Raw genomic sequence first — 15,603 nt, 5'->3', positions numbered from 1 at the left:
TGCAGATAGCTTTTGGCGACTCGGCCGGCCGCTCGATCGCGTGCAGGTCCAGCGCATCGAGCGGATCCCGTGCCGCCGCGGGGCCGAGGTGGCTGATCACGCGGGCGTAGTTCCGCGAATCTGCCTCATCGCATGCCGCCACTGGCGATGATGTGTTCGCCAGTCAACCACTTTGCGTCGTCGGAGGCGAGGAAAACCGCGATCGACGCCACGTCGTCCGGTCTGCCCACACGGCCGAGCGGCGTCTGGCTGACCGCCGAACTCTCGAACTCCGATCCGATCACCCCGGCGGTCTGTGCACCTTCGGTCACGATCACGCCCGGATTGATCGTGTTCACGCGAATCTTCCGCGGCCCGAGTTCGCGGGCGAGTGCGCCGGTGATGGAATCGACCGCGCCTTTCGTGCCGCTATATACGGCGGTCGTGGCCGGCGTGAGTGTCGAAACGACCGAACTGACATTGATGATGCTGGCACCCTCGCCAAGGTGCTGGACCGCGGCCTGTGTGGTGAGCAGAACACCGAGCACGTTGACGTCGAACTGCCTGCGGTATTGCGCTTCCGTAAATGCGTCGATCGGCGCGAACTCGTAGACGCCGGAGTTGTTCACGAGAATGTCGAGGCGGCCGTATGTTTCGATCGCCGCGTCGACGATGCTCTTCGCGTCGGCGGCATTCGACACGTCGCCGCCCACGGAAATCGCCGTGCCTCCGGCTGTTGTGATGGCTGACACAACGGCGTCCGCGCCGGTCTTGCTGCTCGCATAGTTCACGACAACCGATGCGCCCTCTGCCGCAAGCGCCTTCGCGATGGCCGCGCCGATCCCTTTCGACGCACCGGTGACGACCGCCACTTTCCCTGCAAGCTTGCTCATGATTTTTACCTCGGTGTGAATGAAGCCGCTGATAGAGACCGACGTCGCGTCGCGCACGATGCAATCGGCAATGTTTTCTGCCACCTCGGACTGATGCGCCGTCGCGAAATCGGGGCGCCGATCGCACGATGCTGGGCGAATCGACGCGTAGTCGTGCAGGACTTCTGCTTTAGCCCGGCCACGGCGAGTTACGGATCACTGAACAAAAATTTCCGCGATGGAAATGCGGCTCCTTGTCGGCGATCACGTCCGCTTTCACGTTGCCGAATGTGGTCTCCGGCTTGTGATTGATGCCAGCCTCAAGAGCCGGAATTTTCCAGCTAAGACTGGGACGGAAATTGGGCCAGCCTCAATTGCTAATGCGAAATTAAAAAGGCGGGCTGTCTCTAAAAAATAACGGAGGGTGATGCGTTCCGGATTCTTCATGTCGATCGAATTGACGGTAATTCTGATCGAAGTGGAGTGTGCGGAGAGATCGGATGGCGAATTTTTGATGGATGAATAAAAGTGAAGCGGCTCAATATTGTCGCGATGCGTCAATGGTTTGATTTAATCGGACTTCGTCGAATTTTTTGGAATGATTTCAGATTTTATTATTGGCGAGTCAGGGGCGAGTCAGGGGCGAGTCAGGGGCGAGTCAGGGGCGAGTCAGGGGCGAGTCGGCGCGGAGTCGGCACTCCCGTTTGTCGTGCGGCCTCATCGTCGGGGGTATGTGCCGACTCGTCGGGGAACCGTGCCGTGGCGTATCGAAAGATCCTGAGCGCGACGTGTGCGGAGTTGGGCCGGTAAGGAAACTGCACCGAGTGATGGTCGTGCTGACACGCTCATTTCCCAGGCTGGCGTGCAATGCATGCCGCATGCTATGGTCTATAGGCGCTGCGATATTGATCTCATAGTTCGCTTCGCGAACGACGTCGTCCGGAAAAGAAGACGTTTTCAAGCTGCGTGTCACATTGAAAAATTCCGGTTATCGGCGTTGCAGACGCTGGAATCAATGGGTGGAAGATTCGAAAACGATGGCGAATCGATAATCGCTGAGCGATGCGTGAGATCGACGTGTGGGTCGACCGTCCGATTGAATGGCGTGCGCAACGCCTGTTCGATGACGCTTCGCAGTGAGCGCAATCATCGCGGTTGAAGTCATGCCGGCAGGAATTCGATTTCCGAGTGTGATCGATTGAGGAGGGCGCCGCCAAGCGTCGGATATCGACGCGCACGTCGTACGATCACACCCCTGGCAATTCGTTTTCCTTACTGATTGGCAAGACGATATCTTCGAGTCACCTGTCGGCGCATGCGCCATCGGATGCCGCTCGGGCACTGCGACGCGCATCGTTCACCGCCTGACGAGTGCACGCAGCCCGTAGGCGAACAGTGTATGCGTCGCACCGGCACCGCCGCGCGAGGAACGAAGTCCCGTTTCAGTGGCTGAATGCGCTTCGTACGATTGACGTCCGGCAAATATCACGATCGGCTGGCGGCAGATCCGCATATTTCGGAAACCGATGGCCCTGGTGATGTGACGCGCAGGCCGTGGCGCACTTCGGGTTCAATGTTACGAAATATTCGAGAATTTCCATCCGTGCGTATTTATCTGATGAAATGCGGCTACCATCCATAAATATGGTTTTGAATGCATATGGAAGAATTTGCTTAATATGGCAAACGTTAAAACGCTTGCCATTTATGATTTTTTCGTATCGCGCTTGCATCGCCACGTTTGCAAGGTAATATCCCCCTCCCGCAGAAGGTTGCATTGCGCTTATTTCGCCTCATCCACTTTGACTGTCGAGGCGGTGGACGAAGCGAACAAGGCCATTCCTTATGACCAATAGCGTCATGTTTTGTACGGAATCGAACGCATGTTCTATTTCCAGCATGAAACATGCGCTGTTCCTTGTGTTGCAAAAAATGTTACGTCAATGATCTAGAGCAAATCTTCGTTACTTTGTGCCGCCACACCAACCCCTAATCATGATTATCAACAAATAATTGGTTCCATATCATCGCCTTGATTGATTCCGTCAACAATGAGGCGGGATCGGACACCGACGGAACGGCCGACGATTTAGCCGCATATGATGCGCTGCAGAAAATGCAAAAAATTGTTAAGAGGCCGAGATGATGCAAATAGTGCCGAACGAAACGACTACGGGGTTCAGAGTGAGTGGTGACCGGGGAAGAAGCGTCGGTCGTCGGCGGGACAGCGTCATCATCCTGCTGCTCGACGGCTTTTCAATTATGCAAATGGGCAGGCTGGCCGCAGTATTCGAGCTTGCAAATCAGCTCGAAGGCGTGAATGTCGCGTTTGCCGATCGCTATGAATTGCGGCTTTATTCCAGTCACGGTGGCGCTGTTCGTTCGTCGTCGGGTGTACAGATCTGGACGGAAGCGGCTCGTCCGCTCGATGCGAGCAGTGTGAAGGCCATGTTCGTGCTCGGTGGACAGGGGCGCGCAGGCGGCCTCGACGACGCGTTCATCAGCTGGTTGCAGCATGCTCATCAGCGCGCCCGCGTGGTCAAGGGCGATAATGCCGGCGCCGAAATGCTGACGACGATTCGCCTGAACCAGAAAGTTCCGGAAGTCATACCGCAAGCGACGCTTGCCGCTTGCGGTACGGGCGAATCGGGGCCATCCGACGACGACGGTGAAGGCATGTTTGCGGCCGCGTTGTCGATCGTCGTGCGTGACGCTGGCTACGAAGTCGCGCAAGAGATCGTCTCATACATGATGCCGGGGGCGAACAGGAAATTTGCGAGCGTTCTGTTCGGGGCGCAGGAGGCGCGAGCCAGTGAATTGATTCGCGCGGCCGCTCATCACCTTCGGGCCAACAGTGCGAATCGCATCTCGATCGCCAATGCAGCGCAGGCCGCTGCGATGAGCGAGCGGAATTTCCTGCGGCGCTTCAAGAACGAAATCGGCGTGACGCCAACCGAATTCGTGCTGCGGGTGCGGCTCGAAAAGGCGTGCTCCATGCTGGTCGAGACGGATTTGCCCGCCGACAAGGTCGCGCGACGGGTCGGCCTCGGCAGTGGAGACCGGCTGGCCAAGCTTTTCCGCCAGCATCTGTCGATGTCGCCGACGGAGTATCGCGCGGCCGCTCGGGACAGAATGTTCTCATCGGTCGGCGGTTCGGACATGCGCAACGGGACATCGTCGTTTTGAAGCCCGCGCCAGAATAACGGCCGGCGTTGGATAGCCGATTTGTCCGCGGGAGCAGCGCGCGTTCGATTTCAGACGGACGTGCCGAAGTACGTTCGCGTCGAACAGGTACGCGCCATCGTCATTCGAGATGATCAGATCGATCGCAACGCGTGCGGTTGCGTCGACGACGCGCAAGAAGGTGTCCAGCCGAAGCATGGCGGATCGGCTCCTGGAAATCTGTCGAAGTGAACGGGCATCGTGCCGGATTCGCGTGCAATCCGGCTACCGGCGTGATGTGCCGGTTTTCCCGATGCTTGAATTGGCAGATGTCCGTCTGCATGCCTCTCATCATGGCGGCCCGCGATTGCGTTCGTCGGCCAAAACACCGAAGCAATCCGCCACTCGCGTCGAGCGAATCGAGGGTGACGGCGCAATGCCGACTGAGAAGCGCGCGCGCATGGTTCGATATATTTTCATTCGGCCATGATCGTGGCCGAAGCCGCCATCTCGTTTCGAAATGGTCGATTCGACGTTAGGCTTTAGTCTGGCCTTTCGAGGAGACGCGTTCACCCCGGAACTCTCCTCGGAATTTTGCCTGCGTGCCGTGCGGCACGCAGGCCTTTTTATTCATCACGGATCGAGCTGCACGTGCGGTGAATGTCAGTCGCCGTCGTTCGCGTCGTGGATCCGAAAGACGATACGTGTTCCTGGAATCGAACATTGTGAAGTAGTGCGAACGTTATTGCATCCGCGTCGCGCTTCTCGACGTGCGCCACCGGCACGAAACGTACTGTAATTGGTTGGCGGAATCGTCGGAAAAATTGTCATGTCCGATATGCTGCATTGCAATGTACGCTATCGGCATCGAACCGCTCACCATCTGATGCGCGGTATCTGCCGACAACGGAGCATCGCCGCCATGAACGTCGCTCTTCTGATCTTGTCGAGGATCTGTTTCGTCTGGATTCTCACCTACCTCGTCTTCAGCGCCGCGTCAGGTTTTTGGGCTGGCGCACGACATGGTGAGGGGCTGCTGCTGCTCGAATTCCAGTCGCGCCGAGCCCGCGGCTCGCGTGAGGTGGCGCGCGCTCGAATCTTGAAAAGAATGGCGCTGTCGGCGCTGTTCGCGCTACCCGTGGCGGTTGCGTCGCTCATTGCGAGCGCGGCAATGTCGTAGACGCCCGACTCGCGTGTGCGTCGTCATGCGGCTCGAGCAAGTTCCAGCCGGCACGCACCTTGAAAAATACAAGAAGCTGAATGCAGCAGCGCTGCTGCACCGCGACGTTGGCCCGATTCGCCGGCCCACCGGGATGGCGGATCCAGGCTAATCGGCCTTGCGCGGCACCCGTGGCCGAATTCGACTCATCGATGAAGGCTGATCGTCAACGATGCCGATCGCGTGGTGCCGCCGTATTGTTGTCGAACTTTCCAGCGGTCAGTCGACTATCAGCGACGATGCCCACCGACGCATGATCATGTCGCACCCAACCGCACGACACCGTGATTCGTGCGCGAGAGCGCCGCGCACCTTGGCGGACGACTGCCCGCCCGTCGAGCACACCACGTCGCTGCGATCGCCGAGTGGAGGCTGTCGCGAGACCACTCGCTTCTCATTCGAGCGCCGTTGTTTCCGCAAGCTCGTCGTCATCCATTTCGTTGCGTCGAGGTAGTCAGAAACCGCCAACATTTGGCCGATCAGGGAAATCCCGCAGACTAATCCGACGACTGTTTGTTCGAATCAGCCAGCGTTTAAACGCCATCCGGCGCCCTCGGTATGATGCGTCGCAACCGAGCAAAAAACGTCGATCCAGAACGACCGAAGTTGATTGGACTGAATGTCCGAGAGCACACCATGACGCACACGAGTGTCGATCATTCGGGAGATGAAGCGGTAGCAGATGTTGGGGGGAAGCGGTTACGCAAGTATCGGAATATTGGCGTTGTCGTCTTCGAGGGCTTCTCGTTGTTTGCGGCGGGCGCGGTATTCGAGGTGTTCGAGGCAGCGAATGAAATCCATGCGGCGCGCGCGATAGGGCATCCGCTGTACGACGTTCGCTTCTATTCGGCGAAAGGTGGAAACATCGTCTGGTCGTCGGCCATCAGCGTGCGGACATTCGCATGCGATGCGGGCTCGACGCATGCGTTTGACGCGCTATTCGTTGCAGGCGGAGAAGGCGCACGGCGCGCGGCGCGCGACGTTCGGATGATCGACTGGTTGCGGATCGTGCTGCCGAAGGCAGGCATGGTCAAGACGATCGGCGAAGGCAGGATATTGATCGATGCGGCGCTGAATGGATCGCACACGATCGATGACGTGGATGCAGGGCGCGTCGAGTGCGGCGGCTACGCGCCCGCGAGAGCAGCGTTGGCGCTCATCGAACGTGACCTGGGTGGCGATGCGGTGCGCGGCATTACGGCGCGGCTCGCGCTGAACGACGCATTCGATCCGGCAGAGCCGGATGGTGAAATGCGCAACGGCACACCTGCCGATCGGGTCCGCGCGACGGCGAGCTGGTTGCGGAAGAACTGTGGGCGAGCCATATCCGTCAGCGATGCAGTGCGGGTTGCTGCAATGAGCGAACGGAATTTCCTGCGGCATTTCAAGCAGGCAATCGGAGTGACGCCGTCCGAATTTCTGCTGCAGGTTCGCCTGGAGCGCACGGTGCAGTTGTTGATGGAAACCGATTTGCCGATCGGCAAGATCGCGCGGAAATGCGGGTGGGGGAACGGTGATCGCCTGGCCAAAATTTTTCGGCGACACCTCGACGTGACACCCTCGGAATACCGGTTCCAGGCACGCTTGAGCCAGACGGAACTGGCGTTGTAGAGAAGGCTGGATAGGCTTCGGCGAAGGGACGGAGCTCATTCCATGATTGTCAGATCGAATCATTGCCTGAGAGAATAGGAGTGCAGATTATGTCGTCGTCCAGGGAGACAGAGCGCGGAGAAACAGGGAAGGTCGGCTCAGGTCGAGGCGACGCAGTCGACGTGAAGGTCAGCGTTGCGCCCGTTGTTCTCGCAGGCGGATCGGGATCGCGCTTGTGGCCGATGTCGCGCGAACAGTATCCGAAGCAGTTGATCGGCGTACTGGGTGCGGAATCCCTGCTGCAGGCGACTGTCCAGCGCATGACGGGTTTTTCGATCGAAGAAGGCGATGTATCGGCGCCGATCGTCGTTTGCGGCGACGAGCATCGTTTCGTCACGGCGGAGCAGCTTCGGGCCAGCGGACTCGATGCCCGCGTCATCGTCGAGCCGGTCCGACGCGATACGGCGCCCGCGCTGACGCTGGCGGTCGCTGCCGCCAGTGCGGACGGGAAAGACGCGATCGTCGTCGCGATGCCGGCCGATCACGCCATTGCCGATACCGCCGCGTTTCACCGTGCGATTGCACTCGCGGTGGAGCATGCGCGGCGCGGCGCGATCGCAACACTTGGCGTGCCACCAACGCGGCCCGATTCGGGGTTCGGCTACATCAAGATCGGCGAGGCCCTTGGTGCCGGTGCGCACCGCATCGAGCGATTCGTCGAGAAGCCGGCCGCCGAACTCGCGGCGCAGTACGTCGAGTCGGGTTCTTACTGGTGGAACAGCGGCATTTTCGTCGTGCGCGCGAGCGTCTGGCTCGACACGTTGCGCACGCTCCAGCCCGATATGCACGCCGCATGCCTTACGGCGCACGTGCATGGCAAGCACGATGGCCCATTCTTCCGGCCGCATGAGGATGCCTTTCTTCAGTCGCCTTCGGATTCGATCGATTACGCGGTGATGGAACGCCTCGTGTCCGACTCGAGCTTGGTGGAGGGCGTGGTCGTGCCGCTCGATGCGGGCTGGTCGGATCTCGGCTCGTGGGATGCCGTTTGGGAGGCACTCGACAAGGATGCGGACGGCAACGTCGGGCGCGGCAAGGTCGTGTTCGAAGGTGCGACGTCGAGCTTCGTGCATTCGGAAGGGCGGCTCGTCGCATGTGTCGGCATGACCAATGCCGTCGTCGTGGAAACCGCCGATGCGGTGCTGGTGGCGGACCGCTCGCGCGTCCAGGACGTGAAGGGCCTCGTGAACCGGATCCGTGCGCAGCAGGCGCCGGAAGCCGACACGCACCGGAAGGTGCGTCGCCCGTGGGGCTACTACGACTCGATCGATCACGGCGCCCGATTCCAGGTGAAGCGAATCGTCGTGCATCCGGGCGGACGGTTGTCGCTCCAACTGCACCACCACCGTGCCGAGCACTGGATCGTCGTGAGCGGAACGGCACTCGTTACCCGCGGGGACGAGCAATTCATGCTCGGCGAAAACGAGTCCACCTTCATTCCGCTTGGTGTGACGCATCGGCTCGAGAACCCGGGAAAGTTGCCGCTCGAGCTCATCGAAGTGCAATCGGGATCGTATCTCGGCGAGGACGACATCGTGCGGTTCGACGATACGTACGGGCGCGCGTGAGAAATCGATGGTTTTGCGCATTGCGGATTGAAATGGAGGACTAAAAATGCTCGGGCTACAAGGTTTGATGGCACGCCTGCTTGACGTCGTTCTGATCATCGCGGGTTCGCTCCTGGCGTCGCAGTTCCGCTTTTTGCAGGTGGCAAACAATCATTTCGACAGTGCGGTTGTCACATTCGGCATCGCATTCTCGCTCGTGTTGTTCCCGGTTTTCGGCGTGTACGAGTCGTGGCGAGGACGTTCGATGCTGCGGCTCATCGGAAAGATCTCGCTTGCATGGCTCGTCGTGCAGGCGTGCGGAATCATCCTGATGTTTTCGTTGCATCGCGTGGACGTCATTTCGAGGCTGTGGTTCGTCTACTGGACCGCGATTACGGGCGCCGCGTTGATCGCATCGCGCATTGTCACGCACATGGCGCTGCGGAGCGTGCGACGCGTCGGTCTGAACCTGCGCAGCGTCGCGGTGGTCGGCTACGGGCAACATTGCCATCAGGTGGTCCGAAAACTGGACGAATCGCCGGCGAGCGGATTCCGCGCGTCCGCGATTCTGGATTTGCGTCCGCTGGCGGATGTTGCGCATTCGAGCGTGCCGACGTTCAGCGATTTGGACAGATTTGCCGCGCATGTGCGTGACGGCGGTGTTCAGGAGATCTGGCTCGCGTTGCCATTGTCCGAAGAGGCAACGATCCTGCGTTTCGTGAACGAGTTCGGTCAGGACCTCGTGAATATCCGTTTCATCCCGGATGTGCGTAGCGTCGCGTTGTTCGACGGCGCGATGATCGATCTGGTCGGCGCACCCGCGATCAACCTCGTCGCCTCGCCGCTGCCGCACCGCGCGATGCTTCAGAAGGAGATATTCGACCGGCTTTTTGCCGCCCTGGCACTGTTAGCACTGCTACCAGTGTTGGGGGTAATCGCCATCGCGGTGAAGCTGTCGTCGCCGGGGCCGGTGTTCTTCAAGCAATTCCGCAAGGGTGCCGACGGGCGCGAGTTCGAGATTCTGAAGTTCCGCACGATGCGTGTGCATGTGGAAGAAGCCGGCGTGGTGACGCAGGCGACGAAAACCGATACCCGTATTACCCGGGTCGGGCGCTTTCTCAGACGGACGAGCCTCGACGAGCTGCCTCAATTCGTGAATGTGCTGCGCGGCGACATGTCAGTCGTCGGGCCGCGGCCGCATGCGATCGAGCACGACCGTCTCTACCAGAAAGTCGTCGACGGCTACATCCATCGCTATCGCATCAAACCGGGAATTACCGGATGGGCGCAGGTGAACGGTTATCGCGGTGAGACTGATCGTCTCGAGAAGATGCAGAAGCGGGTGGAGTACGACTTGTACTACCTGCGGAACTGGTCGTTCTCGCTGGATATGCGGATCGTCGCTGCAACGATCGTGAACGGTTTCGTCAACCGCAACGCGTATTGAATCAATAGGTTCAAGGGCTGGCTGCCGCCAGCTCGATAAACAACAACATGCAACCGGGGTGAAACACACATGAATGCAGTCACGACAGGCATCGCGTTGCTATCGCTAGCGCTGTCGCCGGGGGGGCACGCGCAGACCCTGACGCGAGACGCGCTCGCGCTTGGTGCGCCAATGCTCGACAACGCGGCCACGACAACGGTGCCATCGGTGATACGGCCGATCGTTGATTCGCGTACGCACAGGATGCGCTTGGGCGTAAAAATCGCGCGCAGCTATGAGACACGCCAGGTGACCGATCTGGAGAAGGCGTGGGGCAGCGCGGGGCCAGGCACGCTCGCCGGCACCGTCACGACGAGCGATTCGGCCGACATGCCAGGCAATGCAAACACGGCCGCAGGCGGCGCCCTGTTCAACGGCCTCGCGCTTGGACGCTTTCCTGGCATGTCCGGTGACTCGGGATTCGCGGGCATGCCGCGACTTGCCGGCATGTCCGGCTCTTATGGTGCGGCCGGTGGAATGGGAGCGGCGCTACCACCTAATTGGGGTTCCGTGCCGCTCCCGTCCGGCGGCGCACTTGTCGGCACGCCGCAGTCGTCGACTGCCGGCGATCTGCATTAGTCCATGCCCAGGTAGAAAAATGAGTCTATTACGCGTTGTACCGGTGCTTTCCATCGTGTCGTTTCTGACGGCCTGCACGATCGCACCCGGGATGTCGTTCAACGATTTGCCCAACTCGCACGACGACACGCAACCCGGGGTGCCGATCTTGCCGATCACGAGCGCACTTATCGATACGCAAAATCGTGAACACGCGGCCGACACGAATCGCGTTGTGCTCGAACGGCTGGTCGCCCGGCCTGAAGCGTATCGCATCGGCCCGTCGGACGTGCTGTCGGTGATCGTCTGGGATCATCCGGAGCTTGTGCTGCCGAGCCTGAGTTATTCACTTGTCAGCGCGAACGCAGGTTCGACGCCGACGGGTTTGCCGCAACAGACGATACCGGGATACGTCGTGGACAGCGACGGCTACATCCAGTTTCCGTACGTAGGGCGCTTTCGCGTCGCCGGCATGTCGATCGGTGATGCACAGAAGCGACTGGCCGCGGCACTCGTGCCATACATCGCACGCCCTCAGATCACCCTGCGGGTGATCGATTTTCGGAGTATGCGCATCTACGTGGACGGTGAAGTGCGCGAGGCTGGCGTCAAGCCGATCACGGACGTTCCGATGACATTGACGGAGGCGCTCAGCCAGGCCGGCGGAATTGTGCCGTCCGGGGACGCCAGCAACATCCTTCTTAACCGCGACGGAAGGCAGTATCGGTTGGGCATTCCGCAACTGCTTTCGACCGGGCTTAGTCCGTCGCAAATCCTGCTGCGCGATGGTGATGCGATCAAGGTCGTGTCGCGCGACGAATCCAAGGTATTCGTCGTTGGCGAAGTGACGAAGCCGCTCTCGCTGACGATGCACGATTCTCGGTTGACGCTTAACGAAGCGCTCGGAGAGGCCGGCGGCGTCAGCGTGGCGACCAGCGATGCGAAGTCGGTATTCGTGATCCGGGCGGGCGCCGACCGTGCTAGCACGTCAGTGTTCCAGCTCGATGCGCGCTCACCTGTCGCGCTGGCCTTGGCGGAACAATTCCAGCTCAGGCCGAAAGATGTCGTATTCGTGGATGCGACTGGCTTTACGCGTCTGAACCGTGTCGTCAGCCAGATACTGACAGGCTCGGGCGTTGCCTACAACCTCACGCGTTGATCGTCATGGTCGATTCGATTCTGGTTGTTTGTGCCGGCAACATCTGTCGCAGCCCGATGGCGGAGGGCATCCTGCGCGCGCGATGCCCTGACAAGACCGTTTCGTCCGCAGGGCTGACGGCTGTGATCGGCCACGAGGCCGATACGAGTGCGATCGGCCTCCTGAAGGCCAGGGGCATCGATATCAGTATGCACCGGGCGCGCCAGCTGGTGAGCTGGCAATGCCTTCATGCCGATCTGATCTTGACGATGGACCGCAAGCAAAAGAAGTCGATCCAGGGCTGGCTTCCGCACGTCCGGGGAAAGGTGTTTCGTGTGGGCGAATTCATGGACATCGACATCGAAGATCCCTATCGAAAAGGCAGTCACGCCTTTGAGCAAGCACTCGATCGAATCGACGTCGGCCTGAACGCATGGCTTTCGAAAATGGAAACCCTCTAAATGAAAATCGATGCAGTGAATCGTATGCCGAACCGGCCCGTCGGCGACGAATTGCCGGATGACGGGGCTGAGCTGGGCGCGCTCCTCGACATCTTTCTTGAGAACCGCAGGATGATCGCCGTCGTGACCGCGGTTTGTGTCGCCCTAGGTGGCCTGTATGCGCTGCTTCGGCCTCGCGTATACGAAGGAAACCTGCTCATCCAGGTCGAAAACAGCATCGATTCAGCCGCGAACAGCTTGCTTGGAAGCGTGTCGTCGTTGTTCGACGTGAAGTCGACGGCAGACGCGGAAATCGAGTTGATCCGATCCCGCCTGGTTGTCACGCGGGCGGTCGACAGCACGCGACTTTTCATCTACGCGAAACCGCACTATGTGCCGCTGATCGGCCGCCGCATTGCAACGTTCAACAAGGGGCTTTCGGATCCGGGCTTATTTGGTTGGGGCGGGTTTTGTTGGGGCAACGAGTCAATCGAGATCGACTCGTTCGATGTTCCTACTGAAGAAGAGGGCGACAAGTTCAGGATTACGCTGCTTGACCAGAGCCGCTATCGACTGAGCGGGGCGGATATCAGCGTACCGGTGATTGGACGAATTGGACAGTTGCTGACGTTTTCGACGGCCGACGGCACTGCCCGACTGAAGGTCAACGCGATCAACGCGCGCCCGGGCGCGGCATTCGACGTGATTCGATACTCGCGACTGCAGACGATCGACGATCTGCAGGACCGCATGAAGATTACCGAGCTCGGCAAGCAGTCCGGCGTGATCAATGTCGTTTGGCAAAACAAGGATCCCGTGCTGGTGTCGGAAGTAATGAACGCGATCGGCCGAGAATATGTTCAGCAAAACGTTGGGCGGAAGTCGGAGGAGGCGGAGCGCTCGCTCGCATTTCTGAACAGTCAGTTGCCGGTGATGAAGCGCGATCTCGAACTGGCGGAGGACCGCTTCAATGCGATGCGCAACAAACTCGGGACGGTCAATCTCGGCGACGAAGCCGGGCTGATGTTGCAGCAGTCGGTGGACATCGACACGCAGCTCATCGGGTTGAAGCAACGACGTGAGGAGTTGATGTCGCGGTTCGGGCCGTCACATCCGGCGATGGTCGCATTGAACGACCAGATCCGGTCGCTGAACACGCAGCTTGGCGAGATCGACACGAAAGTCCGCAGTCGGCCGATGGTCGAGCAAAGCATTTTGCGTCTGACGCGCGACGTACAAGTGAGTCAAGGGCTCTATGTCGCGATGCTCAACAACATCCAGCAACTGAAACTGCTGAAGGCCGGAAAGGTGGGTACCGTTCGGCTCATCGACACGGCAGTCGTTCCGGATGAACCAGTCAAACCGAAGGCGTGGATTGATCTGGCGGTGTCGCTGGTGCTCGGCCTGTCTTTGGGCGGTGGATGTGCGTTCCTGCGCTCGACGATGTTTGGCGGTGTCAGCAATCCGGACGAACTGGAGCAGCGGACCGGGTTGAGCGTGTATTCGGTGGTGCCGTACAGTGCGCGTCAGGCCGTCCTCCAGCGCAAGCTTCGCGCCAACAAATCGGACACGCTGGTGCTGTCGAGCGTCGAGCCGCGCGACCCGTCAGTGGAGAGTCTGCGGAGTCTGCGGACTGCGATGCAGTTCGCGATGATGGACACGGCATCGAACGTGGTCGTCATATCGGGGCCGACACCCGGCGTCGGCAAGTCGTTTGTATCGTCGAACCTCGCAGCGGTTCTTGCGAACGCGGGTACCAGGGTACTGCTGATCGATGCAGACATGCGGAAGGGGCACCTCCACTACTACTTCGGCGTCGAGCGCGAGTGCGGATTTTCGGAGCTTCTTGCCGGTCAGCGGCAGGTCGACGAAGTGCGACATGCTCAAGTGTTGCCGAACCTGGACTTCATTGCGACCGGCACACTGCCGCCGAACCCGAACGAACTGTTGTTGACGCCGCGCTTGCCGACGTTGCTCGCCGAATTCAGCCGTCACTATGACATCGTCGTCATCGACACACCGCCGGTACTCGCCACGGCCGACACGGGTGTGCTTGCACAGCACGCCGGCGCGTTGTTCCTCGTCGCGAAGGCAGGCATGACGAATGCCGCGGAAATTCGCGAATCGTCGAAGCGGCTCACGCAAACGGGCGTCGTCCCCAAGGGAATTGTGTTCAACGGGCTCAAGGTTCATCTGGGCAAGTATGGGTACGGCGCGAAGTATGGCGTGTACCGCTACTCGGCCTACGAGTACGTGGATTCGGAAAAGGCATGACGCATCGCGCCGCACAACGGGGATGGTGTCGATCGGGCGTTACGGGGCCCCTCGTCCGGATGGGACGAGATGGCCTGTGTTCTGTGCTGGGGGCGCAATGAAGAGCAAGATCGTTCACGTCGCGGAGGCGTTCGGTGGCGGGGTTCTGTCGTTTCTTGTGGATCTTTGCAACCGTAGCGTTGCCGCAGGATACGACGTCGTTGTCGTGTATTCCGAGCGCGACGAAACGCCGGAGAATGTCCGTGAGCTTTTTGACCCGGCAGTACGGTTGATCCGGATCCCGATGCATCGGGCAATCAGGCCGCTGCAAGACGTCGTCGGTGTGTTTCGACTCACGTATTGCCTGCGGTCGGAACGGCCGGACGTGATACACCTGCATTCATCGAAGGCGGGTGCGCTAGGGCGTGTGGCGGCGCGCCTCGGCGCGCGCCACGCTCGCGTGATCTATTCACCTCACGGGCTCTCGTTCCTGCGAACTGACGTACCACGTTGGCAGCAGTGGCTGTACCTGACGTTCGAGAGGCTTGCCGACAGTCTGGGCGGAACGGTCGTCGCATGTTCGCTGGGTGAGCTTGACGAGCTCAGGCGACGCGTAAGAGTGCGGAATGCCAGGCTGATCGAGAACGGTGTCGAAACGGAGCATGTGCCGAAACGCAGGCTTCGGGACGATAACCGCACGATCGTCGGCATGATGGGGCGCGCGTCGTATCAGAAGAATCATGAGTGGTTTCTTGCTGTCGCGAATCGGTTGGCGCAGCCGGACGTCGAGTTCGTATGGATCGGTGGAGAGGCCGTCGAAGCAGGTCGTGGCACGGCGGTGCGCTGTACCGGCTGGGTGCCACGCAGCGCGGCGCTGGCGGCGATGGCCGACCTCGACCTGTACGTGCAGACGTCGCGTTGGGAGGGAATGCCGCTTGCCGTGATCGAGGCGCAGGTCGCCGGCATACCGGCCATCGTGACGAACGTGATAGGCAATCGCGACATCGTCGTGCACGGCAAGACGGGCTTCATCGCGTCGTCACTTGACGAGGTTGCCGAATACGTGAGTCGATTGATCCATGATCCGGCGTTGCGTGAATCAATGGGCGTTGCGGCGACCCGCATCGCGACTGCGCGATTCCGGGTCGAGTCGAAGTTTCGGCAATGGACGTCCCTGTATGACGATTCGGTATCTTACGCGGCAGTCTCGGAAAGTTCCGCAATCGGCCATGTCGACCTGGAGATACTGCCGGGCAGCGGAGAGATTCGATGAAAGCACACAGGTGCTTCGTCAAGGCC

At 60.0% G+C, this 15,603-nt stretch carries 12 protein-coding genes and 1 pseudogene; 10 read left to right on the top strand and 3 right to left on the bottom strand.

Annotation, left to right across the window (positions count from 1 at the left end; translation table 11 throughout):
* Nucleotides 1-125 precede the first annotated feature (125 nt).
* The 3 genes and pseudogenes from DIE11_RS31525 to DIE11_RS31515 form a co-directional block, all read right to left on the bottom strand.
* A complete protein-coding gene (locus tag DIE11_RS31525; RefSeq protein ID WP_124629396.1) occupies nucleotides 126-872 on the bottom strand; it encodes a glucose 1-dehydrogenase in 747 nt (248 codons plus the stop codon).
* 169 nt (nucleotides 873-1,041) lie between these two features.
* Nucleotides 1,042-1,179, bottom strand: a pseudogene (locus DIE11_RS37260) (phosphohydrolase); the annotation flags it as partial.
* Between the two features lie 1,114 nt (nucleotides 1,180-2,293).
* Nucleotides 2,294-2,629, bottom strand: coding sequence for a hypothetical protein (locus DIE11_RS31515; RefSeq protein ID WP_124629377.1), 336 nt, complete (start codon nucleotides 2,627-2,629; stop codon nucleotides 2,294-2,296).
* A 364-nt stretch (nucleotides 2,630-2,993) separates the two neighbouring features.
* Here DIE11_RS31515 and DIE11_RS31510 point away from each other — a divergent pair, with 364 nt between their 5' ends.
* The 10 genes from DIE11_RS31510 (at nucleotide 2,994) to DIE11_RS31460 (ending at nucleotide 15,577) form a co-directional block, all read left to right on the top strand.
* On the top strand, nucleotides 2,994-4,037 hold the full coding sequence (locus DIE11_RS31510; protein WP_124629376.1) for a GlxA family transcriptional regulator: 1,044 nt from the start codon (nucleotides 2,994-2,996) through the stop codon (nucleotides 4,035-4,037).
* A gap of 805 nt (nucleotides 4,038-4,842) precedes the next feature.
* A complete protein-coding gene (locus tag DIE11_RS31500) occupies nucleotides 4,843-5,193 on the top strand; it encodes a hypothetical protein (RefSeq protein ID WP_124629375.1) in 351 nt (116 codons plus the stop codon).
* A gap of 675 nt (nucleotides 5,194-5,868) precedes the next feature.
* Nucleotides 5,869-6,843, top strand: a complete 975-nt coding sequence (locus tag DIE11_RS31495; RefSeq protein WP_124629374.1) for a GlxA family transcriptional regulator — start codon at nucleotides 5,869-5,871, stop codon at nucleotides 6,841-6,843.
* A gap of 89 nt (nucleotides 6,844-6,932) precedes the next feature.
* The gene (locus DIE11_RS31490; RefSeq protein ID WP_124629373.1) at nucleotides 6,933-8,450 is read left to right on the top strand and encodes a mannose-1-phosphate guanylyltransferase/mannose-6-phosphate isomerase; all 1,518 of its coding nucleotides are present in this window, start codon (nucleotides 6,933-6,935) and stop codon (nucleotides 8,448-8,450) included.
* A 46-nt stretch (nucleotides 8,451-8,496) separates the two neighbouring features.
* On the top strand, nucleotides 8,497-9,876 hold the full coding sequence (locus tag DIE11_RS31485; RefSeq protein WP_124629372.1) for an undecaprenyl-phosphate glucose phosphotransferase: 1,380 nt from the start codon (nucleotides 8,497-8,499) through the stop codon (nucleotides 9,874-9,876).
* 69 nt (nucleotides 9,877-9,945) lie between these two features.
* On the top strand, nucleotides 9,946-10,494 hold the full coding sequence (locus DIE11_RS31480; RefSeq protein WP_124629371.1) for a hypothetical protein: 549 nt from the start codon (nucleotides 9,946-9,948) through the stop codon (nucleotides 10,492-10,494).
* Nucleotides 10,495-10,537: 43 nt separating this feature from the next.
* The gene (locus DIE11_RS31475; protein ID WP_260437224.1) at nucleotides 10,538-11,632 is read left to right on the top strand and encodes a polysaccharide biosynthesis/export family protein; all 1,095 of its coding nucleotides are present in this window, start codon (nucleotides 10,538-10,540) and stop codon (nucleotides 11,630-11,632) included.
* Between the two features lie 5 nt (nucleotides 11,633-11,637).
* Nucleotides 11,638-12,072, top strand: a complete 435-nt coding sequence (locus DIE11_RS31470; protein WP_124629369.1) for a low molecular weight protein-tyrosine-phosphatase — start codon at nucleotides 11,638-11,640, stop codon at nucleotides 12,070-12,072.
* Nucleotides 12,073-14,325 carry a polysaccharide biosynthesis tyrosine autokinase gene (locus DIE11_RS31465; RefSeq protein WP_260437222.1) on the top strand — a complete coding sequence of 751 codons (2,253 nt, stop codon included), beginning with the start codon at nucleotides 12,073-12,075 and terminating at the stop codon, nucleotides 14,323-14,325.
* A gap of 97 nt (nucleotides 14,326-14,422) precedes the next feature.
* Nucleotides 14,423-15,577 carry a glycosyltransferase gene (locus DIE11_RS31460; protein WP_124629368.1) on the top strand — a complete coding sequence of 385 codons (1,155 nt, stop codon included), beginning with the start codon at nucleotides 14,423-14,425 and terminating at the stop codon, nucleotides 15,575-15,577.
* The last annotated feature ends 26 nt before the right edge of the window (nucleotides 15,578-15,603 follow it).

Origin of the sequence: Burkholderia sp. Bp9012, from assembly GCF_003853825.1 — a bacterium.
Taxonomy (GTDB): domain Bacteria; phylum Pseudomonadota; class Gammaproteobacteria; order Burkholderiales; family Burkholderiaceae; genus Burkholderia; species Burkholderia diffusa.
The sequence above is the reverse complement of the archived record's forward strand: the minus strand, read 5'-3'. Positions and strand labels throughout refer to the sequence as shown.